This is a genomic window from uncultured Phocaeicola sp., from assembly GCF_948499155.1.
Classification (GTDB): domain Bacteria; phylum Bacteroidota; class Bacteroidia; order Bacteroidales; family Bacteroidaceae; genus Phocaeicola; species Phocaeicola faecalis.
Genome location: NZ_CAOOSE010000004.1, coordinates 163727 through 189837, shown reverse-complemented (window position 1 = coordinate 189837; position 26111 = coordinate 163727). Strand labels below are relative to the sequence as shown.

Genomic DNA, 26111 nt, shown 5'->3' with positions numbered 1-26111 from the left:
TCTATGGGTGTTACATCAGGCCTGCTTCCGTTTCTCCTGAAAGACCACAAGAGACACGGAAGCAACCACCAGTGTAACACCCATCGCACTATAAACGGTAAATAATTCTTTAAATACAAACACACCTATCAGTACTGCCGTCAGCGGTTCCAATGCTCCCAAAAGAGAAGTAAGCGTAGGGCCGGCCAGTTTTATGGCCTTCACTAGTGTGATATTTGATATGGCTGTCGCCGGAAGTGCCAATCCTAGTATATAAAGCCAGGCAATCCCATCGGTTTCCAAGCGAATACCACCTTCCCGACAAAGACCTCCCAGAAAGAAAAACAAAGCCCCCAGTCCCATCACATAGCAAGTTAAGGCTGTGGAATCAATATGTACCGCACGGCTTTTCCTTACTCCTATGATATAGCCCGCATACGAAAATACAGAGACACAAGCGGCTATCAACCCTACCCCGGTATCTCCTCCACTAAACTCAATATCACCCGATGACAATAATGAGGCTCCTATCAATGAAAGCAATATGGCAGTAAATGTAACGACGGACTTCTTTTCTCCATAAAAAGTAATCATGACAATAGCCACGGCCAAGGGATACATGAAGTGGATAATAGATGCCACTCCGCTTGCTATATTCTGATAAGCAATGACCAGACTGAATGAGGTTATCGCCCTAAACAGGCTCAATACGAAAACGGTCATAAAGTCCTTAGTGCCCAACCGGAAGTTACATCCCGAAAGCAATCCGAACAATACCAATACTACTGTAGCTACTCCCCAACGGTAAGTCAGCACCTCAAAAGAAGAAAAGCCGATAGCTAATAAACTAATAGAAAAAAAAGGCGCCAGCCCGAAAGTAGCCGACGACACTGCTGCATATATAATTCCTTTTAACTGATTCATTCTGTCACTGTCTATCTAGAAACAGACACAAAGATACGAAAAACAGCTCATGCACAAAAGTCCGTGAGCGTAAATATTCACTCAGATGGACCCTGACACAATGACATATATACGTGTGGGCTTATGCGGACGTACGTGTGGACCTATGCGGACGTACGTATCGGCTTATGCGGACGTACGTATCGGCTCATGCGTATATACGTGTGAATTGTACTGGCCGATGCCCTTTAGAGATAACCGAACCGGACATCTTCTAAAAAAACAGATGCGGCTCAACAAAAGATTGTCAAGCCGCACCGTTGAAACAAATTCTTTTATTTCAATATGCCTAATTTCTTAAAGCATTGAGTCAGTTTGTCTACTGCATAGTCAACCTGCTCTTTGGTATGGGTAGCCATCAAAGCAACACGAACCAATGTATCTTGAGGTGCACATGCAGGAGGGATAACCGGATTGATAAAGATACCTTCATCAAACGCCAATTTGGTCACCTCGAATGTCTTATCGGTATCGCGCACATAAAGCGGGATGATAGGACTCTCTGTATCACCGATTTCAAAACCAGCCTGACGGAAACGGTCTAATGCATAATTGGTAATCGTCCACAAGTTTGCCTTGCGTTCGGGTTCTGTCTTCAAGATGTGAAGTGCTTCACGTGCGGCAGCGGTTGCAGCCGGAGTGTTACTTGCAGAGAAAATATAAGAACGTGAATTATGACGCAACCAATTGATAGTATCTTTGTCTGCTGCCACAAAACCACCGATGGAAGCAAGTGACTTAGAGAAAGTACCCATAATTACATCTACCTGGTCGGTCAAGCCGAAGTGGTCGCATACCCCGCGTCCCTGATGTCCGAATACTCCCAAACCGTGAGCTTCGTCTACCATGATGCTGGCATTGTATTTTTCTTTCAGGCGGACAATTTCGGGCAAATTTGCCAAGTCTCCTTCCATAGAGAATACTCCGTCAACCACAATCAGTTTCACTGATTCGGGCTTGCACTTCTGAAGTTCTTTTTCAAGAGCTTCCATATCATTGTGCTTGTACTTTAACTGAGTAGAAAAAGAAAGACGACGTCCGTCTACGATAGAAGCATGGTCGCGGTCATCGCAGATGATATAGTCATTACGGTCTGTCAGGCATGAAACCACACCTTCGTTTACCGTAAAACCGGTGGAATAAACCAACGCATCATCCTTACCTACGAATTCTGCCAATTCTTTTTCTAACTGAACATGAAGGTCGAGTGTACCATTCAAGAAGCGTGAACCTGCACAACCTGTACCATATTTACGGGTTGCAGCAATTGCTGCTTCAATAATTCTTTCATCGTAAGTCAGCCCCATATAAGAGTTAGAGCCAAACATCAGGACTTTTTTTCCGTCCATGATAACTTCCGTATCCTGATGGCTGTCTATCTCACGGAAATAAGGATAAACACCCTGCTCCATGTATAACTGAGGCAATCTGAATTTACTTAACTTGTCTTGTAATAATCCCATATTTTATTATATGTGGCGTAAACCTCATCGGTTTACATTAAAATAAATGTATATAAACTCACTAATACATTCTGCTTTTAGGGAGTTCCCGTCAAAACAGGCTGCAAAGATAGTAATTTCTGCAAAGCATTGTTCTCTTTTTCAAAAAAAATATTTAGTAACATCAAAACTTTTATGATTTTCGATGGTTATAACTAAAATGTATTACTTTTGCATCTTATTTGAAAGCTAAACGACCTAAAGAAGTATGACCGCAAAAAAAAGAATTGTATTTGTTGTAAATCCCATCTCAGGGACGCAGGGGAAGAAGGCCATATTGAAATGGATTGACGAGCGCATAGACCGTGCGCTTTTTGATTATTCTATTGTAAAAACGCAATACGCCGGTCATGCCGTCGAAATTGCGGCGACGGCTGCCAAAGAGAATGTAGACATCGTAGTGGCCATAGGCGGCGATGGTACGATTAACGAAATCGGTCGTTCGCTGGTACACACAAACACGGCACTAGGTATCATTCCTTGCGGTTCGGGCAATGGATTGGCACGCCATTTACGTATTCCGATGGACGCCAAAGCAGCTATTGACTTGCTGAATACCGGCGAATGTACTTGTGTGGACTACGGAAAGATAAACAATATGCCGTTTTTCTGCACATGCGGTGTAGGGTTTGATGCTTTTGTGAGTCTGAAATTTGCCGATTCAGGTAAAAGAGGCTTATTGACCTATCTGGAGAATACCTTACACGAAAGTCTGACGTACGAACCCGAAACCTATGAAATAGAGAATGAAGAGGGAACAATCAAATATAAAGCATTCCTGATTGCTTGCGCCAATGCATCGCAGTATGGCAACAATGCCTATATTGCTCCTCAGGCTTCCTTGACCGACGGACTGATGGATGTCACCATCTTGGAACCTTTCACCGTGCTTGATGTGCCGTCCTTGTCCTTCCAGTTATTCAATAAAACGATTGACCAAAACAGCCGCATTAAAACCATGCGTGCAAAAAAAATAAAGATACACCGCACCAAAGAAGGGGTAATGCACTATGACGGTGACCCAGTGATGGGAGGTAAAGATATCGAAGTGGAACTTATTCCTCATGGGCTGAATGTGATAATCTCCAATAAAAAAAAAGAGGAGGAACCTTTTAGCCTCCTGCAACAGATAGCAGAGTATTTTAGCGGTTTGAAGCCTAAACATGAAGAGATGATTAAACAGAAGTACAATCACCTTTTTGTATTGAACCGCCATTTACTCAGACGGTTATCCAAAAAATAGGTTACATTTTCAAATAGAATTCTTTGGTCAGCGCTATATATTCCTCACTATATATATGGCGGGAAAGCTCCACAACCAAACAACCCTCCACACATGTTGCCGGTTGCTTCTTAAATTCCATCAATACCCGCTTGGGGGTGGCATCCGGCTTGGTTTTTATCCATGTACGGCGAGACAAATACAACCCTTCCTCTGAGGCGATTTTCATAAACTCATCCATACCGTCTGTCGGAATAATGACAGAGAAACGCCCTGATGAAGAAAGTAATCTTCCACAACTATTTATCAGCGATTCAAAATTTAAACCGACTGTGTGACGGGCCATGTTTCTTTGTCCGTCAGGACATTTCAGCGAATTGACAAAATAAGGAGGATTTGACACGATTACATCATATCGGATATCTGAATCAAAATGGCAAATATCATGGTGCTCCACCTCTATCCTATCGGGCCACGGCGAGTTCTTTACATTCTCTTCGGCCTGCTTCACAGCATCTTCATCTATGTCGACAGCCATAATATGCGCTTCACTGCGCTGGGCGAGCATCAGGGATATCAGCCCTGTCCCGGTGCCGACATCCAAAATATCGCGTGCATCAGACACCTCTGTCCATGCTCCCAACAACACCCCATCCGTGCCTACTTTCATGGCACAACGGTCATGATAAACGGTAAATTGTTTGAATGAAAAATAAGGATTCGGCATAGTAGTCATATTATTTTTCGCCAAAAATAGTCAATTCAGTCCGAATACGCCAAATATTAGGAATTATTTGATTTTAAAAACTCATTTAGTACTCACGAATTTTCCTTATTCGCCAAGGAATGATTAACTTTGTCCCCGTTTTGGGCAATAGTCCAACATTAAAAAACAGAACTAGGAAGATAGAATTATGGTTAAAAGAAAAAAGACAGAGGATATTTTGATGAATACAGATGCTGATGACATCTCTATGCTGGCTGAAATCCAAACCGATTTGGAAGACATATCTGCAATCGAATTTGAAAAAGAGATTCCCATAATGCCTTTGCGCAATATGGTCATGTTTCCATCGGTAGTCATGCCTGTAACTATCGGACGTCCCAGTACGTTGAGACTGGTCAACGCTGCCTATAAGAAAAAACAACCCATAGCCGTTATCTGCCAAATACAAGGAGATTTGGATGACCCGGGATTTGCCGACCTATACCATGTGGGAGTCATTGCAAAGATTCTCCGTGTTTTTGAAATGCCGGGCGGCAATACCACCGTTATCATGCAGTCCAATGGTCCCAAAATCCATCTGGACAACATAACCAGAGCTGTCCCTTATTTAAAAGGAACGGTTACAGCTATCCACGAGAATTATGAAGAGCAGGACAGCGACGAATTCAAAGCCCTGATAGATACCTGCAAAGACTTGACAGCCAAATTTATTGACGTTTCGGAAAAGCTCAGTCCTGATACGGTATTTGCTATAAAGAATCTGGACAACCCGGAAATTCTGGTTAACTTTATCAGTTCAAACTTCCCTTTTGCTGTTGAAGAAAAAATAGAATTGCTGAAATATGACGTATTGAAAGAGCGTATGTATCGCCTTATTCAGATATTGAACCGCGAAGTGCAGTTGGCCAATATCAAACAAAACATCCAGATACGTACCCGCGAGGATATCGACCGCCAACAACGCGAATACTTCCTGCAACAGCAAATAAAGAATATTCAGGATGAATTGGGAGGTGGACAAGAAGACGAGATTGATGAATTGCGTCAGAAAGGCCAGTCCAAGAGATGGGGAAAGGAAGTGGCAGAACTCTTTGAGAAAGAACTGTCCAAGCTGGAGCGTATCAACTCGCAATCTCCTGATTTTAATGTGCAGCTCACTTATTTGCAAACATTGCTGGCCTTGCCTTGGGAGTCATACACTACAGACAACCTGAATATCAATAATGCAGAAAAGACTTTGAACAAAGACCATTATGGATTGGAAAAGGTGAAAGAACGTATCTTGGAACATTTGGCTGTGCTGAAGTTGAGAGGCAATATGAAATCACCTATCATTTGTCTTTATGGCCCTCCGGGAGTAGGTAAAACATCTTTAGGACGTTCTATCGCATCTGCCTTAAAACGTAAATATGTGCGTATGTCATTAGGCGGCGTACATGATGAGGCTGAAATCAGAGGACACCGCAAAACTTACATCGGCGCTATGCCCGGCCGTATCATCAAAAGTTTGATTAAAGCCGAATCGTCCAATCCGGTGATTATTCTGGATGAGATAGACAAACTGGGCAGCGACCATCGCGGAGATCCCAGTTCGGCTATGCTGGAAGTACTTGACCCTGAACAAAACAACACGTTCCATGATAATTATCTGGACGTGGACTATGATTTATCCAAAGTCATGTTTATTGCCACTGCCAACAACCTCGGCACAATCCCTTCTCCATTGCTCGACCGTATGGAGTTGATTGAGGTGAGCGGATACATCACAGAGGAAAAAGTGGAAATCGCCCGCCGTCACCTCGTACCGAAAGAGCTGGAAGCCAACGGCATAAAGAAAGGATATGTAAAGTTCAGCAAACAGGCTTTGGAATATATCATCGAAAATTACACACGTGAAAGCGGTGTGCGCGAGCTCGAAAAAAAGATAAACAAAATCATGCGCAAAATTGCCTTGCAGTTTGCACGTGACGGCTTCGAGCTGGTGCATGAAATCAAGCCTGATGACGTAAGAGAATACCTGGGTACTCCCGAATACAGTCGCGACAAATATCAAGGCAATGACTATGCAGGTGTAGTAACCGGACTGGCATGGACAGCCGTAGGCGGAGAAATTTTATTCGTAGAGACCAGTTTGAGCAAAGGGAAAGGCGGAAAACTCACCTTGACCGGAAACTTAGGTGACGTGATGAAGGAGTCCGCTATGCTGGCCTTGGAATATATCAAGGCTCACACACAGCTACTCAACCTGAGGGAAGATATCTTCGACAATTGGAACATACACGTCCACGTGCCCGAAGGAGCAATTCCCAAAGACGGGCCTTCTGCCGGCATTACCATGGTCACTTCATTAGCTTCCGCCCTTACCCAGCGCAAGGTGAAAGCCAATCTTGCCATGACAGGAGAAATCACGCTACGCGGAAAGGTATTGCCCGTAGGCGGTATCAAGGAAAAGATATTGGCAGCCAAGCGTGCCGGCATCAAGGATATCATTTTATGTGAAGAGAACCGCAAGAATATCGAAGAAATACAGGCGATATACTTGGAAGGAGTAACTTTCCATTATGTAAATGACATTAAAGAAGTATTGGAACTTGCTTTGACTGACGAGAAAGTAAACGGTGCCATAGACTTTAATACTACTCATCAAACAAACGAAGAAAAGAAATAAATATGACTTTTGACTTACAATATACAGACCCCAAATCTAATGCCCGTGCCGGGATTATCACCACAGACCACGGACAGATAGAAACTCCTATTTTTATGCCGGTAGGCACGTTGGGAACAGTAAAGGGCGTGCATTTACATGAGTTGAAAGACGATATTAAGGCACAGATTATATTAGGAAACACGTACCATTTATATCTGCGGCCGGGGCTGGATATCATCGAACGTGCCGGTGGCCTGCATAAGTTTAACGGTTTCGACCGCCCTATGCTGACCGACAGTGGCGGCTTTCAGGTGTTCTCTTTGTCGGGCATCCGCAAGATGCGCGAGGAAGGTGTGGAATTTCGTTCACACATCGATGGTTCCAAGCACATGTTCACCCCTGAAAAGGTAATGGATATCGAACGTACCATCGGAGCGGATATTATGATGGCTTTTGACGAATGTACTCCGGGCACCGCCGATTACGAGTATGCAAAGAAATCGATGCAACTCACCCATCGCTGGCTGGACCGCTGCTTGAAACGTTTCAACGAAACAGAACCCAAATACGGATATAAGCAGTCATTGTTCCCTATCGTACAGGGTTGTGTATATCCCGACCTCCGCAAGCAATCGGCGGAATTTATAGCATCAAAAGGTGCTGACGGCAATGCTATCGGAGGATTGGCAGTGGGTGAACCGACCGAAAAGATGTACGAGATGATTGAGGTAGTCAACGAAATTCTGCCTAAAGACAAGCCTCGCTATCTGATGGGAGTCGGTACTCCAATAAATATATTGGAAGGAATAGAACGCGGTGTGGATATGTTTGACTGCGTGATGCCTACCCGTAACGGACGAAACGGAATGCTTTTTACCAAGGACGGAATCATGAATATGCGTAATAAGAAATGGGAAGACGATTATTCGCCCATCGAGGCCGACGGCGCATCGTATGTAGATACCATGTATAGCCGTGCTTATCTGCGCCACTTATTCCATGCACAAGAGTTGCTGGCCATGCAAATTGCTTCCATCCACAATTTGGCATTCTATCTGTGGCTGGCAGGTGAAGCACGCAAGCATATCATTGCCGGTGACTTCTCTACATGGAAACCAATGATGGTAAAGCGCTTATCCACAAGATTATAATTTATAGAAAATGAAGAATTGGTTCAAGAAGAGCACAGGTAAATTCACGAAAGATGAAGAGCAGTCGCAGACTGGCAACAAACACTTGCAAAGCAGATGGCTCAAGAGGCTGGATGTATATATCATCAAGAAGTTTCTCGGGACCTACTTCTTTGCCATTGCATTGATTATTTCCATTGCAGTAGTGTTTGACGTGAACGAGAATATCGACAGGTTTATCAATAATAAGGCACCGCTGAAAGCTATCGTCTTTGATTATTACATGAACTTTATTCCTTATTTCTCCAATCTGCTCAGCCCGCTTTTTGTCTTTATTGCCGTTATCTTCTTTACTTCCAAACTGGCGGAGAATTCAGAAATCATTGCCATGTTCTCTACAGGAATGAGTTTCAAGCGAATGATGCGGCCGTATATGATTTCAGCAGCCATTATCTCTGTAGTAGCTTATGGACTGGGTGCATACGTCATCCCCAAAGGAAATGTGACACGACTCGACTTTGAAGACCGCTATAAAAAGAAAAAGAAGGTGGAGTATGTACGCAATGTGCAGATGGAAGTCGACAGTGGTGTAATTGCTTACATTGAACGCTATGAAAATTATAACAAGACAGGCTACCGTTTCTCTTTAGACAAATTTAAGGATAAAAAATTGGTATCCCATCTCACTGCACGGAGCATCACCTATGATACAGCCAGTGTACACAAATGGATTATCAAGAACTACATGATTCGGGAAATGGACGGTATGCGTGAAAAAATCAGTAAAGGCGACCGGATGGACAGTATCATAAAAATGGAGCCGCAAGACTTCCTTATTATGAAAAATCAGCAGCAGACAATGACCAGTCCTGCCCTGAAGAGCTATATTGACAAGCAAAAGAAACGTGGTTTTGCCAATATCAAAGAGTTTGAAATTGAATACTACCAACGTATCGCCATGTCTTTTGCCGCCTTTATTCTGACTACCATCGGTGTTTCACTATCATCCCGTAAGGTTAAAGGAGGAATGGGACTGAATTTGGGTGTAGGTTTGGCCTTAAGCTTTTCTTACATTCTATTCCAAACGGTTTCCGCAACTTTTGCCATCAATGGAAATACTCCCCCGATTGTGGCAGTATGGATACCTAATATACTCTATACACTAATAGCAATCTACTTATACAGAAAAGCTCCTAAATAATTATAGGAGCTTTTCCAGTTTTTCACGCCAGTCTTCACCATTCGCGGGTTGCAACGTGACAAAGCCAAGTTCTTTGCCTACGGCTATATTCGAAGCACCGTCATCCACAAAAACAGTTTCAGAAGGATTCAGCGCAGCATCCCTTACCATATATTCAAAGATTCCCCGATTGGGCTTTACACATTTCACTTCATAAGAAGCATATATCTTATCCACATAATCGTCCAGCGGACGGCCTGCAGGTGTAAATTCCTTGCTACGCGCCCATCCCATAATATATGGATTGGTATTGCTCAATATATAAACATTGTATTTACGTTGACGAAGGGTATTCAAATAGTCCAATTTATACTGTTCCACAGCAGTAATAAATCCTCTCCATCCTAATTCCACCTCTTTGTATGTCAGTTCCTTGCCACAACTCTCACTCAGTTTCAGTCGAAAAGACTCAGCATCGATACGTCCGTCCTCCACTTCCAAAAAGATACCTTTCTGGTGATACTTGTCAAGCAGATTATCCGCATCCCTCACTCCTATTTCAATAAACTTCTTCACTGCACGGTCACGGTCAATATCAATAATAACCCCGCCAAAATCAAACACAATATTCTTTATCTGTCTCATACCTTTTTAATTAATTATTGCAAAGATAAGCATTTGAAAAAGAATAGAGAATGATGTAAATCAATAAAAAAGCACTATTTTTACCTACCAAACAGAATATCCATCCTTAAAGCAAAAACAAATGAAAATAAGAAACCTACTCACCCGAAGCCTGTTTTGCCTCTTAACCTTTATATCCAGCCCTTCCTCATCCGTCTGCCTATTCTCCCAAGGAGAGCAAAACGATAAGGAACAAACGATATTAAGAATATGGAAAGCCGGAGAAACGGTCAGTCAGAAGAGTATAGCACAGTTTGGAACAGCCAATTGTTTTAAGATACAGAAGATTGACGACGCCCTCTTCAAAAGAATCTATGGAAAGTCCTATAAAACAAACTGCACCATACCGAAGGAAGAATTACGTTATCTGAAGGTGCTCCATTATAACCTGAAAGGAGAAATATGCCTTGGTGAATTAGTCTGCAATAAAGCCATAAGCGATGATTTAATCGAAATATTCCGAGCCTTGTATAAAGCCCGATACCCCATTGAACGAATGGTATTAATTGATGAATATGACGCAGAAGACAATCGGTCCATGCAAGCCAACAATTCCTCTTGCTTCAATTTCCGTGTTGTGCCGGGCACCCGGAAACTGTCCAATCACAGCAAAGGGCTGGCAATAGATATCAACCCGCTTTATAATCCTTATGTCAGAACCGACAAGAACGGAAAGGTCATCATATCTCCCGAGAAAGGGAAGAAATATGCAGACAGAGGCCTGTCCTTTCCCTACAAAATAGACAAGAACGATTTATGCTATAAGGAATTCATTAAACACGGTTTCATTTGGGGAGGTGCTTGGAAGAGCCTGAAAGACTACCAGCACTTCGAAAAAGTACGTTAGTAATCCTTTTCGGACCGGGCCACTAACAGACATAAGAATAGAAGGAAAAAAGCATAAAAAAAGCCATGTCCTCTGTAACAGAAGTCATGGCTATTATTTTTGTTGTATTTTTGTTTTTCCTTACGGAAACTCTCTTCTTAATTTAAATAAGAAGAAAGTTGGGATGGAGTGATGTCTTTCGCTACAATGACACCGTTTTCGTCCAAAAGAAAATTCTTAAACCCTTTATTCAAACGATAAGTTTTGAATAAATCGGAAGAATTACCTGCCAGTTCAACAAAACAATTAGATGTTGAAATCCGGTCTTTTTTAATGGTTTCGTTAAATATTGATTTAAATTCATCAAACGAAACAGAAACCATTTCCACGTTATCAGCCTGCTCTATTGCATGATTCAAGGTAGCATTCTGTACTCTTGAAGGAGCATCATAGCTGGCCCAAAAACTAAGCAACACGTATTTACCTCTCAAATCTTTTAAGTCAATCAGTTGCTTCTCGCCGCAGATAGTAAAAGTCGGAGCTTTATCTCCTATCGTCAGCCCTTCTGTCGGCGTGTCTTTCCCTACAAATGAGAACGAAATCAAGGAACTAATGATTAATACAACAAAAATCCACTTTACATTTTTAATCATGTAATTCGGTTTTGGTTAATACTATCCGGGACTGCCCTTAAACAGTGATTCCTCCCCAGAACATTGTCTTTTGGCCTGATAATCAAAGCCATTATATTTGGAAATCTGCGGCAAAGGTAAGGAGTTTTTATGCGAACTCCAAGAGTTTATATCAAAAAATATGTTATATAGCATAAAATCATCCATTCCATCGAGAAAAAAGAATCTCAAAAAGATAGCTTGAAAGGATTAAATTGCGTACTTTTGCAATCTGTAAATAGCAACATTTTATGTATGGATACAAGTACTGAACTTATTTTAATTCGTATCACCGGTTTGGACAGGCCGGGACTGACGGCTTCCATTACGGAAATACTTTCAAAATATGATGTTACCATTTTGGATATAGGACAAGCCGATATTCATAGCACTCTTTCATTGGGTATTTTATTCAAAAGCCGGGAAAAAGATTCGGGTAATATCATGAAAGATTTGCTATTTAATGCATCCGCTTTAGGAATTACCATCCGCTTCTACCCCATTACGGTGGAAGAATACGAGGAGTGGGTAGGAATGCAGGGAAAGAACCGCTATATCCTGACCTTGCTGGGACGTAAACTTTCTGCCAAACAGATTGCAGCCGTCACGCGCATCATTGCGGAACAAGGTTTGAACATAGATGCCATCAAACGTTTGACAGGTCGTGTTCCTTTGGACGAGCAAAAGGCAAATGTGCGTGCCTGCATTGAGTTCTCCGTTCGCGGCACTCCCCGAGACCGGGAAGAAATGCAGCGGGAACTGATGAAACTCAGCAGCGATTTGGAAATGGATTTCTCTCTCCAATTAGACAATATGTACCGACGTATGCGTCGCCTGATTTGTTTTGATATGGATTCTACACTTATCCAGACAGAATGTATCGACGAACTGGCGGAACGTGCCGGTGTGGGTGACAAAGTAAGAGAAATAACCGAACGGGCCATGCGTGGTGAAATAGACTTTATCGAAAGTTTCACCGAACGCGTAGCTTTGTTGAAAGGTCTGGATGAGAGTGTAATGCGTGAAATAGCCGAAACCCTGCCCATTACGGAAGGGGTGGAAAGACTCATGTTCGTATTAAAACGATATGGCTATAAAATAGCTATACTTTCGGGTGGATTCACCTATTTCGGCAACTACCTGAAACAAAAATACGGCATTGATTATGTTTACGCCAATGAACTGGAAATAGTAGACGGTAAATTAACCGGCCGCTATTTGGGGGACGTAGTAGACGGAAAGCGTAAAGCGGAATTATTAAAACTGATTGCACAAGTAGAAAAAGTAGATATCGCACAAACCATAGCCGTAGGTGACGGTGCCAATGATTTGCCCATGCTGTCTACTGCCGGGCTAGGCATTGCATTCCATGCAAAGCCCAAAGTAGTGGCGAATGCCAAACAGTCCATTAATACCATCGGACTGGATGGAGTGCTTTATTTCCTTGGCTTTAAAGATTCTTATCTGGAAGAGCGCGGCAAACTGTAAGAAAGATAGTATAAAATATATATATGAAATTTTCAGAACTAAATTTAGAAGAGAGTGTGCTCCAGGCATTGGAAGCCATGAGATTTGAAGAGTGTACTCCCGTACAAGAACATACTATTCCTATCATCCTTGAAGGAAAGGACTTGATAGGAGTCGCACAAACAGGTACCGGTAAAACAGCAGCGTATCTCCTCCCCATCTTAAATCAATTAAGCAAGGGAGGTTATCCCGAAGATGCCATCAATTGTATCATCATGGCACCGACCCGCGAACTGGCACAGCAGATAGACCAGCAAATGGAAGGTTTCTCCTATTTTATGCCGGCATCCAGCGTAGCTGTATACGGTGGAAACGACGGAGTGCGTTTTGAACAAGAGAAAAAGGGGCTGACCTTGGGAGCAGAAGTAGTCATTGCCACCCCCGGCCGCTTAATCAGCCATCTTAGTTTAGGATATGTAGACCTTTCCAAAGTGTCTTTTTTCATCTTGGATGAGGCAGATCGTATGTTGGATATGGGCTTTGCAGACGACATCATGCAAATAGTAAAATATCTCCCTAAGGAACGCCAAACAATCATGTTCTCTGCCACAATGCCTGCCAAGATACAGCAGTTGGCCAAAACTATCCTGAGAAATCCGGAAGAGATTAAATTGGCAGTATCCAAACCGGCTGAAAAGATTATCCAAACAGCCTATATCTGTTATGAAAATCAAAAGCTGGGCATTATACAGTCATTATTTCAAGACCAGACGCCTGAACGCGTGATTATCTTCGCATCATCCAAAATGAAAGTAAAAGAGGTTACTCAAGCTTTCCGTCGCATGAAACTTAACGTCGGCGAAATGCACTCTGACTTGGAACAGGCACAGCGCGACCAGATTATGCATGACTTCAAGAGTGGAAAGATAAATATCCTGATTGCAACCGATATTGTTTCACGAGGCATTGACATTGATGACATACGCCTGGTTATTAATTATGATGTGCCGCACGACAGTGAAGATTATGTGCACCGCATCGGCCGTACAGCCCGCGCAAACAACGATGGGTGCGCTATAACCTTTGTCAGCGAAAAAGAACAGACACAATTTAAGTCCATCGAAAACTTTATAGGTAAGGACATTTACAAAATACCTGTACCGGAGGAATTAGGCACAGCGCCCGAATACAATCCACGCAGTAATAATAATGGTGGAAAAAGAAAAGGAAACTTTAAAGGGAAAAGAAACAGTGCCACACGCAAACCCGGAAATGGCAATAACAGTAAAAAGCAGCAGAAATCATAAAACCTGTGAGTTTACAGCCTCTCCATATTATAGGAGCTGTGTCAAAACTCCCCTTTTATCAAAATCACCCTCGCTACAGCTACCTGTGGCGAGGGTGACTTTTAGTTTATGAGAGTTTCGACACACCCTCACTCTTTTCTTTATTCAACGAGCCAATTCATAGGATAGTTTACCATTCGTATCTATCGCAATATTGACCACATAACAAGAAGCACCATCCGGTATGCAAACAGTGGCCTGATAATGATAGCCTTTTGCATCAACTCCCATAAAGTCCATATCCGAAAGAATGGCCCACTGCAAGAAATCATCGGGTATGACATCCTTGAACATCTGCCTCGTAATATCCTTCGCAAACAGACTTCGTTTACCTTCGTATACACAAATATGGATGATATTGTCATAATATACATTATCCACACTCAAGCCCTCTTCCGAGACTCCCGGACGCATCACTTTTATTTTAGACGGATTGATATAGACATAACCACGATAACGCGTATTGTTATACATCACCACCGAATCTTTCTTGATAACTTCCGTATACACAGGAACTTCTTGCTCATGAACAAAAGATAAAGAATCAGCATCGTTCTCTGCCCTGTGCAGGCGAATGACATCCCCTACCAGTGAATAAAACCAGAAAATATATTCTCCCTGTTTCTCTATCTTATAATTATTGACCTGTGCTCCATAAGTAGTCAACGTATCGCCTGTAATTTTAAAGGCGACTGGAGCAACAACAGCATCAGCATAATAAATAGTATCGCCTGCAACCTTTAGCACAGCGGTTTCCGTATTGTCGTCCAGCCAAATGCCTTGCAACTTTTCTTTCGCCTCTCTATCCTCTTCTTGCAAAGCCTCTTTTTTCAGATTAGCTCCGCAAGAAGAAAATATCGCAGCCAAAACGACAATCAAATATGATTTATACATCTTTAATGTGATTATTTGCCTATGCAGTGATAAACAAACCCTAAATCCTGAAGTTCTTTTGCGTCATAAATGTTACGCCCATCCAAGACTACAGCCTGTTTCATTGTTTTCTTAACAACTCCCCATGCCGGTAAACGGAATTCTTTCCATTCTGTCACCAACATCAATGCGTCAGCATCCAAAAGAGCATCATACATATCGCGAGCATAAAATATTGTATCTCCTATTCTTCTCTTTGATTCCTCCATCGCCGCAGGATCATAGGCACGGACCACACAACCAGCCTTTCTCAATTTCTCAATCAATACCAATGCAGGAGCTTCACGCATATCGTCCGTGCCGGGCTTGAATGCCAATCCCCACAGGGCTATGGTCTTACCTTCCAAATCACCATTGAACACCTTTTCCAATTTCTCAAAAAGAAGACTCTTCTGGGTTTCGTTCACGTCTTCCACAGCTTTCAAGACCCGCATCGGATATCCATTCTGTTCTGCCGTCTTGATTAACGCCTTTACGTCTTTTGGGAAACAGGAACCGCCATAGCCACATCCCGGATAAAGAAACTTACGACCAATGCGACTGTCAGAACCGATACCGTCGCGTACCATATTTACATCAGCTCCTACCAACTCACAAAGATTGGCTATGTCATTCATAAAACTGATACGGGTAGCAAGCATTGAATTGGCAGCATACTTAGTCATCTCGGCAGAAGGAATATCCATAAAAATAACACGTGAATTCAGCATCATAAAAGGCTTGTATAATTTGGTCATCAGTTTCTTTGCCCGTTCAGACTCAACACCGACCACCACACGGTCGGGACTCATAAAGTCGTCAATGGCATTGCCTTCTTTCAGAAATTCAGGGTTCGAAGCCACATCAAACTCTATGGCTACCCCTCTCTTATCCAATTCTGCCTGAATAGTGTCTTTCACTTTATGTGCAGTTCCCACCGGCACGGTACTCTTTGTCACCACCAACGTGTATTTTTTCATATGCGCGCCAATGGTTTTGGCAACCGCCAATACGTAACTCAAATCGGCACTTCCGTCTTCATCAGGCGGTGTACCTACAGCACTGAACACGATATCTACATTATCAAGGCAATTCTCCAGTGAAGTCGTAAAATGAAGACGGCCGGCATTGACATTGCGTTGCACCATGCCCTCCAGTCCCGGTTCATAAATGGGAATAATACCTTTCTGCAGACTCTCTATCTTCTCGGCATTTACATCCACACAAGTTACATTCACGCCGGTTTCGGCAAAACATGTACCGGTTACTAGTCCAACGTATCCGGTTCCTACAATTGCTATATTCATTTTATTATTAGTTACTCTAACTTTTTATACGCTGCAAAATTACAATAAAAATATGTGGCAAGGATATTTTCCTTCATAAAAGTTGCGCTGAAATGGAATAAAAATGCTATTTTTGCAGTATGATTGAATTGGCTAGACATATAGAAATTCTGTTACTGGAAAATGATTGCGTCATTGTTCCTGAACTAGGTGGGTTTATAGCTCATTATCAACCAGCGTATTACGCTGAATCCGATAACCTCTATTTCCCTCCTATGCGTACCATTGGCTTCAATCCCCAGTTGACAATGAATGACGGACTGTTGGTACAGTCATACATGCAAGTCCATCATACAGACTTTCCGGATGCAACACGGATGATTGAAAAAGAGGTGGAAGAACTAAAAGATACTTTATATAAAGACGGATATGTCCAATTATATGGCATAGGTGATTTGCATTACACTATTCATAATTCTTACGAATTCCGTCCCAATGAAGAGGGTATCCTTTCTCCCCATTTATATGGTTTCAGTTCTTTATCTATCAGTCCCTTAGCCGAAAAAAGTTCAATTACTTCTTCAACCAAGGAGTTGGTATTAAAGCCCCAAAAGGAAAGAGCCGCCATCCGTTTCAACCGTCGCTGGTTGGGCAACGCAGTGGCAATTGCCGCAGCTGTTATCCTGTTCTTTTTCCTTTCGGTACCTGTAGAAAACACCTATGTGGATAAAGGCAATTACGCCTCTTTGGGAACAGACGGATTATTTGAGGCCATCCGTTCACAGTCGCTGGCAACCACTTTAGTTATACCACAGCAGCCAAAGACAGTTCAGGGCACAAAGACATCGGGTACTCCACAACAGCAAGTGGGACACAAGAGTTTAAAACCGGTAGTCGTCAAAGTGGAAAAGGTCGGTTCGCCAAAAACAGAAACTCCCAAGCAAGATACAGGTAAAGAAACCCCGAAAACGGAAAAGCCTGTTGCCGGTAAGACAACTCCTGCAACGGCAACTGCATCTCCCGCTTCTGCTCCGGCACAAAATAAAGCCGAAGCTGCCACAGCAAAACCAAAATACTTTATTATAGTATCCAGTTTGGCGACAGCCGCCGATGCACAGCAAACATTAAAGGAATATAAGCAAAAAGGCTTTAAGGAAGCGAGCATCATCGAAGGAAGCGGACGTTACCGCCTTGCCCTCTGCGGGTTTGCCGACAAAAATACTGCTTATAAGAAAATGAATGAGTTAAAAAAAGACGAAGCATTCAAGAATGCATGGTTACTGAACTCTAAATAAACAGATTATCTCCCATGAAAAGAGTCTTGTGTCCTAAATGTGACAACTATATAACTTTTGACGAAACAAAATATACGGAAGGACAGTCTTTGGTCTTTATATGTGAACACTGCAAAAAGCAATTCAGTATCCGTATCGGAAAGTCAAAATTAAAAGCGACCCGCAAAGAAGAAGTTCTTGACGAACAAGCCAACAACGAAGACTTCGGAAGCATTGTGGTGGTGGAAAATGTATTTGGCTATAAACAGGTATTGCCTTTAAAAGAAGGAGACAACCTGATTGGACGTCGCAGTAAAGGTACCGATGTAGATATTTCCATTGAAACATCCGACCCAAGTATGGATCGTCGCCATTGCATAGTCAATGTAAAACGAAACAAACAGGGAGACCTCATATATACCCTGCGGGACAATCAGAGCATCACCGGAACATTTCTATTAAATGATATATTGGGAGACAAAGACCGGGTCAGAATAGAAGAAGGCGCCATCATCACTATAGGTGCCACCACTCTTATTCTGCGAGCAGCAGAAAAATAAAAGTTATGAAACGTGTTATACTCATCACAGGCGGCCAACGGTCGGGCAAAAGTTCTTATGCAGAAAAATTAGCCCTCAGTTTGTCGCCCAATCCTATTTATATGGCAACTTCCCGCATTTGGGATGAAGAGTTCCGCCAACGGGTCATCAAGCATCAGGAACGCCGGGGGCCGGAATGGACAAACATAGAAGAAGAAAAGAAATTGAGTCGTCATCAGGTAAACGGACGAGTGGTACTGATAGACTGCGTGACTTTATGGGCCACAAATTACTTTTTCGACCTGGATTCTGACGTGGATCTGTCATTGCAAGCCCTGAAACAAGAGTTCAATGCCTTCACTGCACAAGATGCCACTTTTATTTTTGTAACAAACGAAATAGGTTCAGGGGCTGTTTCCGACAACCCCATCCAACGCCGTTTTACGGATTTGCAAGGTTGGATGAATCAATATATTGCCTCCCAAGCCCATCAAGTATACTTAATGGTATCGGGTATTCCTGTATTAATAAAACAATAAGACCATGAAAACTTTCCATATCGAACTTCCTGACCGGCAAATACAGGAAGCACTGATAGACAAAATCAATAACCTGACCAAACCAAAAGGTTCTTTAGGCGTACTGGAAGAGCTGGCATTACAAATCGGGCTCATCCAACAGACGCTCTCTCCCACTCTATGCCATCCCCACAACATCCTGTTCGCTGCCGACCACGGCATCGTGGAAGAAGGAGTCAGCAAATCACCCAAAGAGATTACCTGGCAACAATTGAGTAACTTCCTCCATGGTGGTGCCGGAGTTAATTTTCTCTGCCGACAACATGGGTTCAAACTTATACTGGTAGATGCCGGGGTCGACTATAATCTTCCTTACGAAAAAGGAATTATCAACTGCAGTGTAGGCCGCGGTACCCGAAGTTTTCTCCATGGTCCGGCCATGAGCCATGAGGAGATGGAGCTATGCTTGGAACGTGGTGCACAGATGGTAGACAGCGTATATGCCGACGGTTGTAACGTAATCAGTTTCGGAGAAATGGGAATAGGCAACACATCTCCCTCTTCCATTTGGATGCATTTATTTACAGGCATCGCTTTAGAACAATGCGTGGGAGCCGGTAGCGGTTTGGATTCGGAAGGTATCCGTCATAAATACAATGTATTGAAACAGGCAGTCGACAACTACCAAGGCGACGGATCGGCAAGAGACAAGATTGCCTGGTTTGGAGGTTACGAGATGGTAATGGCTATCGGCGGTATGCTGCGGGCTGCCGAACTGAAGATGCTGATATTGGTCGACGGCTTTATCATGACCAACTGCATCCTTGCCGCTTCCCGGCTCTACCCGGAAGTCTTGCCATACGCCATCTTCGGCCATCAAGGAGACGAAATAGGACACAAACTGGTACTTGACGCTCTAAACGCACGCCCCTTATTGAATTTGGGACTCCGGCTGGGCGAAGGAACCGGTGCTATCTGTGCCTATCCCATCATTGTCTCTGCCGTAACCATGATGAATGAGATGGATAACTTTGCCCATGCATCCATCACAAAATACTTTTAATAATGAAACTGCTTGCCGCACTCATATTCTTCACCCGGCTACCTTTTTGGAGAATAGCCGAAGTTCCCGCCGCTTATTTTAAGCGTGTAGTCGATTATTGGCCTTTTGTCGGTTGGCTCACCGGAGGAATAATGGCAGGCACACTATGGCTCTCCGCCCAATTTCTTCCCATGTCCATAGCCGTTATCCTTGCTTTACTGGCACGGTTGCTCATCACCGGCGCACTGCACGAAGACGGTCTGGCAGACTTTTGCGACGGCTTTGGCGGCGGAACTTCACGCGAGAAGATTCTCTCGATTATGAAAGATTCCCATATAGGAACATACGGAATGTTAGGACTTCTATTCTACTTCGGATTACTATGGAATCTGCTCTCCACTTTATCGCTCTCTTTGGCGTGTATGGCTGTAGCAAGCGGAGATGCATGGAGTAAGTTCTGTTCCGCACAGATAATCAACGTCTTGCCATACGCACGCAAAGAAGAAGAATCAAAAGCAAAAGTCATTTATGACCGCATGGACATCCCGACATGGATAGTGGCCTTTGTAGCCGGTGGACTTCCCATGTGTCTTTTCCTGAATATGTCCTATTGGTGGGCAGCCCTTGCACCCATTGCCGTTGTTTTCCTGTTATTGCAATTGCTGCGCAAACGCTTGCAAGGATACACAGGAGACTGCTGCGGAGCCACCTTTCTGCTGTGTGAACTCTCTTTCTATTTAATAATAAACCTAATTTATACCAACTTATGGTAGTATATCTCATTCGCCACACTTCTGTAGACGTCCCTCAGGGAGTGTGCTACGGACAGACAGATGTCCCTTTGAAACCAACCTTTGAAGAAGAGGCTGCACAAACTTCCGCCCAACTCAAAGGTCTTCAGTTTGACAAAGTATATATGAGTCCGTTAACCCGCTGTGTACGCCTGGCCACGTTCTGCGGTTACCCGGATGCCGAGCGGGATGACCGCATCAAAGAAATCAACTTCGGTGATTGGGAGATGCAACGTTTTGAGGATATAACCGATAGCAACCTTCAGAAATGGTATGCCGATTATCGGAATGTGAGAGCTACCAATGGAGAGTCGTTTCAAGACCAATACCAACGTGTAGCCGACTTCCTGAATGAGCTTCGCCAAAAGCCATACAAACAAGTTGCCATATTTGCTCATGGAGGCGTATTGATTAATGCCCAGATTTATGCCGGAACAGTAAAGCCCGAAGAAGCATTCAGCGCATTGACCCCCTATGGAGGAATCATTAAGATTGAGATATAAATCTTCCCTGCAACTTATCTTTATAACGGAAGAAAAGGGTATGCTCCTATCAGACAGAGAATAACCCATATCACCATTATCCCCTCGGCAACCCGGTTTACTCGGACAGCGATACGCATATCAGACGAGTGAACCGGCCTTTCATTATTGCCTATAAATGGTTTGTAAACCATCTCACCGAAATAATGATGAGGACCACCGAAACGACAATTCAAGATTCCGGCCAAAGCCGCCTCGGGATAACCGGAGTTAGGGCTTGCATGCTGATTGCCGTATCTTTTCACAAACTTCAATAAAGAAAGACGCCCGGTGGAAAGTATCATCAAAACAGCCGTCAAACGAGCCGGAACATAGTTGGCAATATCATCGATGCGGGCTGCCCACCTGCCAAACTGCAGATATCTTTCGTTCCTATATCCCACCATAGAATCCAATGTATTTATCATTTTATATGTCAACATACCGGGAACACCCAATAACAGATACCAGAACAAAGGAGCAATTACCCCATCACTCAGATTCTCTGCCAGCGTTTCTAACGCTGCCAACCTCACCTCCTGGTTCGTCAGCTCGGAAGTATCCCGTCCCACAATGCGGGAAACCTGTTTTCTACCCTCTTCCAACGAACGGTCGGCAGCCATAAAAACCATGCGCACTTCATTGACCAGCGTAGTTCCTGCCAAGCAATAAAAGATAAGAACTGCCGAGGCCGCTACCCCTATCCAAAGATTCATGACATATAGTCCGTGTATCAATAATGCAGAAACTCCATAAATGAATACAATAAGCAAAATAGCCGTCCATGCCCCTTTCTCCACCCGGTGCTCTCCTTTGTTCCACCGCTTTTCACAAAAAGAGATGAGCTTGCCAAAACCTACTATGGGATGGGGAAGGCAGGAAGGGTCACCTATCAACTTATCCAACAGCCACCCTGCCAACAGCGGTAGTATCAATATAAGTATGTCCATTTCTTTATACCTTCTATCAGTTCATTGTTTTCTTCCGGAGTTTGTGTAGCAATGCGGAAGAAATGCTCGCTCAGGCCTTCAAAGTTGGACGCATCACGAATAAGGATGCCACACTCCTCTGCCAAGTATTCTTTTAAAGCTGCAGCCCGCCCCATCCGTAACTGTGCCAACATATAGTGTGTATCCGAAGGCCATACCTCCATTCCTCCTATTGCAAGCAACGCTTTAGCCAACCTGTCTTTTTCCTTTAGTAACAAGGACATATCTATATGATACTCCTCAGTATGCTGAAGTAAATAGTGCCCCGCTTCTATAGCAAGCTGATTGACAGACCAAGGCATGCGCTGCAAACGGATTTCGTGCAGCAAGATTTGATTGGCCGTCATAAATCCCAAACGGAGTCCGGGAACAGCAAAGCGTTTGGTCATGGAATGAAGCAGAATTACATTAGGATATCGGGCAGCTTCCTTGGCTGTCAGCAACGGCTTCAGCGTAAAGAATTCATACGATTGGTCTATCACAAAATAACATTCCGTATGTTTCACTATGAGTGCTTTCAAAGCCTCTTTATCCAGTACATTTCCTGTAGGATTATTTGGATTGCATATCCATATCAGGTTTGTTCCCGACGGTATCGTATCCAATGTATAAATGGCCTGTATCTTGTGGTGATGCAGACGGCAGGCATCAGCATATTCACTGAAAGTAGGCACCAAAATGGCGGAGCTTTTTCCTTTAAAGGTCTGGGCTATCAAATAAATGGCCTCCGTAGCGCCATTAGTCACACAAACCTCTTTCTCTTCCGACAGATGGAGAGAATGTGCCAATGCCCGTTCCAAAGAGTAAGGCTCAGGTTCGGGATAACTTCGGATGCTTTCCATCCGATGATATAGATACTCATGCAAACCATTATGATTTACATGATTATATACATTTGAGCTAAAGTTTATCCTTATCTTTTGCCCATACTTATAGGCATCATCTCCGTGTCCGTCAATCATTGTCACGCATTATTTGATATAATAGCGGCAGATTCAAGTGCTTACGCACGTGTGCCGCCAACTTATCATATTGTTCTTCTTTATAAGTTTTATAATCCAGCGTCTGCCGGTTCAGCTTGCCGGCATAAGGCTCCAGCAGAAAGTCGATGAAGACCTGATTGTCAAGGATACCGTGAATATAGCTTCCCATGCATTTTCTATCGACAAAATAGCCATCCGCTCTACCGTCCTCCAATCTATTCAATGGAGAAGCGGGAAAACCGGGCACAGGCTCTGTCTCTCCCATGTGAATTTCATATCCCCGGCAGGCCGTTTCATTATCCCGAAAATGAAAAGTCACCTGGCGAGTGACCTTTTCACCTTGCATGGTAGTTATCATGGGAAGCAATCCCAGCCCCGGCAGTTGACGGATATCTCCCTCCACCCCATCAGGATCGCGGACTTCCAATCCCATCATCTGGTAACCGCCGCAAATCCCCATGACCGAAGCCCCCTGGCGATGCGCACGCAAGATAGCCTGCGCCACACCGTTGCGGCGAAGTTCATACAGGTCATCCAATGTGCTTTTACTTCCGGGAAGCAATATAATATCCGCTTTTGCCAGTTCCTCTGTGTTATTCGTATAGTAAAGATGCACACGTTCATCACGTTCAAGCATATTGAAATCTGTGAAATTAGACAGATGACGAAGTAACACCACCGCCACATTTACCTTTCCTTCTATCGCCTGCATACGTTTATAATCCAGCACAACCGAATCTTCCTCCTCGATATGAATATCCTTATAATAAGGAATCACCCCCAAGACAGGAATACCACACAACTCTTCCATCATTTTTATACCCGATTCAAAGAGGCGTATGTCTCCCCTGAACTTATTGACAATGATGCCTTTTATACGCTGCCGGTCTTCGGGCGTTTGCAGCATGACCGAACCGTAAGCACTGGCAAACACCCCTCCACGGTCAATATCCGCCACCAGTATCACATCAGCATCAGCATAACAAGCCATCGGCATATTTACCAAGTCCGTATCCCGCAGATTTATTTCCGAAATGCTGCCGGCTCCCTCCATAACAATGGGATTATAACGGGCAGCCAAGCGGTCGAAAGCAGCATTGACTTCTTTTCTCAGTTCCTCGCGCCCCTCCTTGCGGAAGTATTCATACGCATCACGGTTGCCAATCGGCCTGCCGTTTAATACCACCTGCGAGGTGCAGTCCGAACTAGGTTTCAGCAAGAGTGGATTCATGTCTGTGTGACAAGGAACTCCGGCAGCCTCGGCTTGCACCGCCTGCGCCCGTCCTATCTCCAGTCCTTCGGGAGTGGCATAGGAATTCAATGCCATATTCTGCGCCTTGAAGGGAGCAGGCCGATAGCCGTCTTGTCTAAATATGCGGCACAGAGCGGCTGCAATGATACTTTTCCCGACATCACTGCCTGTTCCTGCCAACATGATAGGGTGTAAGTTCTTATTCATTCTTCCCAAAGCTTTAATATATCGGTTTCTCCCCAATAGAGATGGGTATATCCGGCTATTACATTCTTATATCTGTATAAAGGAGTATTTACTTCCACTCCTTTGACGGTGAACTGTTTTGCCACCGAAGGAAGTGTGTCGGGCTCTATGACACCGGAGTAATGGAACTCATGTCCCTTCAGTTCAAGTCCGCGATACTCCAACCGGCGATAACCCAAATGCAACTTTGCTCCCACCATCGTACAGTCCAACGGCAAGACACCTGCCATGGCATAGGCCGTTCCCCCCTGACGTGCCGTGAGCGAACGAGTCAGAAACATCATCCCGCCACATTCGGCCAATATCTTCCCTCCTTCCTCGGCAAAAGCCTTTATCGCTTCCATCAGTTTCTTGCGGCGGTGCAGTTGGCGGGCAAAGAGCTCCGGATACCCTCCGGGAAGATACAATAAATCCGCTTCCGACAAATCGCTGCCATACACCGGACTGAAATAAGTAATGTTTCCCACTTCCTCCAACCGAGCGATATTCTCACGATAAATGAAATTGAATGCCGGATCGCGCGCCACTGCAATCTTCAGTTTCTTTGCGCGGGGAGTAAAACTCTCCACTCCCGCTTCGGAGCTATATGGCAACATATACCGGCATGGAAAACCACGATGGCAAATATTCAGGAGTTTATCAATATCCACGTACTTCTCCACCAATGCCGCCGCCTGCTCTATTACTACGTCCATCGCACGTTTGGCCGTCAGCGTCAGCCCCAAATGGCGGGATGGAATCTTGAGCCCCTCGGTGAAAGGAAGATAACCCAAACACTCTACGCCGGCATCGACACACGCATCTTTCAGATAATTATAGTGGGGTAATGAAGATACCTGATTGAACACCACTCCGGCAATCTTCACGCCCGGATGAAAATGCTTGAATCCATAAATCAGAGGAGCAACCGAATAGGCAGTCGCACGTGCACTGACAACCAATATTACCGGGATGCCCAGCAGTTGCGCTATCTCGGCACTGCTTCCTTCCATTTTGCTGTAACCGTCAAACAGTCCCATCACCCCTTCGGCAACACACGCATCGGCCCCCTCTCCATACTTATTATAAATATGCTGCACATGTGTCTTCGATGCCATCCAAGTATCCAGATTCACCGACTCGCGGTCTGCCGCCAAGGTGTGAAACTGAGTATCAATATAGTCAGGGCCACATTTGAAAGGCTGCACCCGCATGCCTCGTTTCTTCAACGCACGCAACAGTCCCATCGTGAAAGTCGTCTTCCCGCTTCCCGAAGTAGCGGCCCCTATAAGCAATTGTGGCTTCATACTTTTAATCTATATTTTAAATCGGGTGCAAATATAAAATAAATATCTAACTTTGTGCCCGATTTAAGCGATACAATCTCTTTCACAACTTTGTTTACCTTCCCGATACATGAAAAGCTCCGATA

Annotated in this window: 24 protein-coding genes; 13 read left to right on the top strand and 11 right to left on the bottom strand. The window is 43.9% G+C overall.

Annotated features, from left to right (window positions below):
- Positions 1-15 precede the first annotated feature (15 nt).
- Together QYT14_RS05420 and QYT14_RS05415 are read right to left on the bottom strand one after the other, a co-directional pair.
- The gene (locus QYT14_RS05420) at positions 16-903 is read right to left on the bottom strand and encodes a DMT family transporter (RefSeq protein WP_237037843.1); all 888 of its coding nucleotides are present in this window, start codon (positions 901-903) and stop codon (positions 16-18) included.
- 314 nt (positions 904-1217) lie between these two features.
- A complete protein-coding gene (locus QYT14_RS05415; protein WP_237037844.1) occupies positions 1218-2405 on the bottom strand; it encodes an aminotransferase class I/II-fold pyridoxal phosphate-dependent enzyme in 1188 nt (395 codons plus the stop codon).
- 247 nt (positions 2406-2652) lie between these two features.
- Here QYT14_RS05415 and QYT14_RS05410 point away from each other — a divergent pair, with 247 nt between their 5' ends.
- Positions 2653-3687 (top strand): diacylglycerol kinase family protein, encoded by a 1035-nt coding sequence (locus QYT14_RS05410; protein ID WP_237037845.1) that lies wholly within the window; start codon positions 2653-2655, stop codon positions 3685-3687.
- Position 3688: 1 nt separating this feature from the next.
- Here the strand turns inward: QYT14_RS05410 and QYT14_RS05405 are convergent, their stop codons facing one another.
- Positions 3689-4393 (bottom strand): tRNA1(Val) (adenine(37)-N6)-methyltransferase, encoded by a 705-nt coding sequence (locus tag QYT14_RS05405; protein ID WP_288324515.1) that lies wholly within the window; start codon positions 4391-4393, stop codon positions 3689-3691.
- Positions 4394-4580: 187 nt separating this feature from the next.
- Between QYT14_RS05405 and lon the strand changes: the two genes are divergently transcribed.
- The 3 genes from lon to QYT14_RS05390 are packed head-to-tail and all read left to right on the top strand — an operon-like array spanning position 4581 to position 9374.
- Complete coding sequence (lon, locus tag QYT14_RS05400; protein WP_288324381.1) at positions 4581-7061, top strand: endopeptidase La; 2481 nt, start codon at positions 4581-4583, stop codon at positions 7059-7061.
- 2 nt (positions 7062-7063) lie between these two features.
- A complete protein-coding gene (gene tgt, locus QYT14_RS05395; RefSeq protein WP_237037847.1) occupies positions 7064-8194 on the top strand; it encodes a tRNA guanosine(34) transglycosylase Tgt in 1131 nt (376 codons plus the stop codon).
- A 10-nt stretch (positions 8195-8204) separates the two neighbouring features.
- The gene (locus tag QYT14_RS05390; RefSeq protein WP_237037848.1) at positions 8205-9374 is read left to right on the top strand and encodes an LptF/LptG family permease; all 1170 of its coding nucleotides are present in this window, start codon (positions 8205-8207) and stop codon (positions 9372-9374) included.
- Here QYT14_RS05390 and QYT14_RS05385 read toward each other — a convergent pair whose 3' ends face one another.
- Positions 9375-9998: an HAD family phosphatase gene (locus tag QYT14_RS05385; protein WP_237037849.1), complete on the bottom strand. Its 624-nt coding sequence runs from the start codon at positions 9996-9998 to the stop codon at positions 9375-9377.
- A gap of 121 nt (positions 9999-10119) precedes the next feature.
- Between QYT14_RS05385 and QYT14_RS05380 the strand changes: the two genes are divergently transcribed.
- On the top strand, positions 10120-10884 hold the full coding sequence (locus QYT14_RS05380; RefSeq protein ID WP_288324380.1) for a M15 family metallopeptidase: 765 nt from the start codon (positions 10120-10122) through the stop codon (positions 10882-10884).
- A gap of 137 nt (positions 10885-11021) precedes the next feature.
- Here QYT14_RS05380 and QYT14_RS05375 read toward each other — a convergent pair whose 3' ends face one another.
- Positions 11022-11516 carry a thioredoxin-like domain-containing protein gene (locus tag QYT14_RS05375; protein WP_237037851.1) on the bottom strand — a complete coding sequence of 165 codons (495 nt, stop codon included), beginning with the start codon at positions 11514-11516 and terminating at the stop codon, positions 11022-11024.
- A 273-nt stretch (positions 11517-11789) separates the two neighbouring features.
- Between QYT14_RS05375 and serB the strand changes: the two genes are divergently transcribed.
- Entirely contained in the window at positions 11790-13022 is a 1233-nt protein-coding gene (gene serB, locus QYT14_RS05370; RefSeq protein ID WP_237037852.1) for a phosphoserine phosphatase SerB, read from the top strand.
- 23 nt (positions 13023-13045) lie between these two features.
- Positions 13046-14308: a DEAD/DEAH box helicase gene (locus QYT14_RS05365; protein WP_288324379.1), complete on the top strand. Its 1263-nt coding sequence runs from the start codon at positions 13046-13048 to the stop codon at positions 14306-14308.
- 144 nt (positions 14309-14452) lie between these two features.
- Here QYT14_RS05365 and QYT14_RS05360 read toward each other — a convergent pair whose 3' ends face one another.
- Together QYT14_RS05360 and QYT14_RS05355 are read right to left on the bottom strand one after the other, a co-directional pair.
- Positions 14453-15241, bottom strand: coding sequence for a DUF4738 domain-containing protein (locus QYT14_RS05360; protein WP_288324378.1), 789 nt, complete (start codon positions 15239-15241; stop codon positions 14453-14455).
- 11 nt (positions 15242-15252) lie between these two features.
- Positions 15253-16566 (bottom strand): UDP-glucose/GDP-mannose dehydrogenase family protein, encoded by a 1314-nt coding sequence (locus tag QYT14_RS05355; protein WP_288324377.1) that lies wholly within the window; start codon positions 16564-16566, stop codon positions 15253-15255.
- Positions 16567-16685: 119 nt separating this feature from the next.
- Between QYT14_RS05355 and QYT14_RS05350 the strand changes: the two genes are divergently transcribed.
- From QYT14_RS05350 to cobC, 6 genes are read left to right on the top strand one after another with little or no spacing between them, the layout of a single operon-like run.
- Positions 16686-17840 (top strand): SPOR domain-containing protein, encoded by a 1155-nt coding sequence (locus tag QYT14_RS05350; protein WP_288324376.1) that lies wholly within the window; start codon positions 16686-16688, stop codon positions 17838-17840.
- Between the two features lie 14 nt (positions 17841-17854).
- Positions 17855-18379, top strand: coding sequence for an FHA domain-containing protein (locus tag QYT14_RS05345; protein ID WP_237037857.1), 525 nt, complete (start codon positions 17855-17857; stop codon positions 18377-18379).
- 5 nt (positions 18380-18384) lie between these two features.
- Complete coding sequence (gene cobU / locus QYT14_RS05340) at positions 18385-18897, top strand: bifunctional adenosylcobinamide kinase/adenosylcobinamide-phosphate guanylyltransferase (RefSeq protein ID WP_288324375.1); 513 nt, start codon at positions 18385-18387, stop codon at positions 18895-18897.
- Between the two features lie 4 nt (positions 18898-18901).
- A complete protein-coding gene (gene cobT / locus QYT14_RS05335) occupies positions 18902-19939 on the top strand; it encodes a nicotinate-nucleotide--dimethylbenzimidazole phosphoribosyltransferase (RefSeq protein WP_288324374.1) in 1038 nt (345 codons plus the stop codon).
- A 2-nt stretch (positions 19940-19941) separates the two neighbouring features.
- Complete coding sequence (cobS, locus tag QYT14_RS05330; RefSeq protein WP_288324373.1) at positions 19942-20691, top strand: adenosylcobinamide-GDP ribazoletransferase; 750 nt, start codon at positions 19942-19944, stop codon at positions 20689-20691.
- Complete coding sequence (gene cobC / locus QYT14_RS05325) at positions 20685-21212, top strand: alpha-ribazole phosphatase (protein WP_237037861.1); 528 nt, start codon at positions 20685-20687, stop codon at positions 21210-21212. The genes cobS and cobC overlap by 7 nt, the downstream gene beginning before the upstream one ends.
- 20 nt (positions 21213-21232) lie before the next feature.
- Here cobC and cbiB read toward each other — a convergent pair whose 3' ends face one another.
- From cbiB to QYT14_RS05305, 4 genes are read right to left on the bottom strand one after another with little or no spacing between them, the layout of a single operon-like run.
- On the bottom strand, positions 21233-22180 hold the full coding sequence (gene cbiB, locus QYT14_RS05320) for an adenosylcobinamide-phosphate synthase CbiB (RefSeq protein WP_288324372.1): 948 nt from the start codon (positions 22178-22180) through the stop codon (positions 21233-21235).
- Entirely contained in the window at positions 22162-23181 is a 1020-nt protein-coding gene (locus QYT14_RS05315) for a threonine-phosphate decarboxylase (protein WP_288324371.1), read from the bottom strand. Before QYT14_RS05315 ends, cbiB begins: the two co-directional genes overlap by 19 nt.
- Complete coding sequence (locus tag QYT14_RS05310) at positions 23174-24661, bottom strand: cobyric acid synthase (RefSeq protein ID WP_288324370.1); 1488 nt, start codon at positions 24659-24661, stop codon at positions 23174-23176. The genes QYT14_RS05315 and QYT14_RS05310 overlap by 8 nt, the downstream gene beginning before the upstream one ends.
- On the bottom strand, positions 24658-25986 hold the full coding sequence (locus QYT14_RS05305) for a cobyrinate a,c-diamide synthase (RefSeq protein WP_288324369.1): 1329 nt from the start codon (positions 25984-25986) through the stop codon (positions 24658-24660). Before QYT14_RS05305 ends, QYT14_RS05310 begins: the two co-directional genes overlap by 4 nt.
- Positions 25987-26111 lie beyond the last annotated feature (125 nt).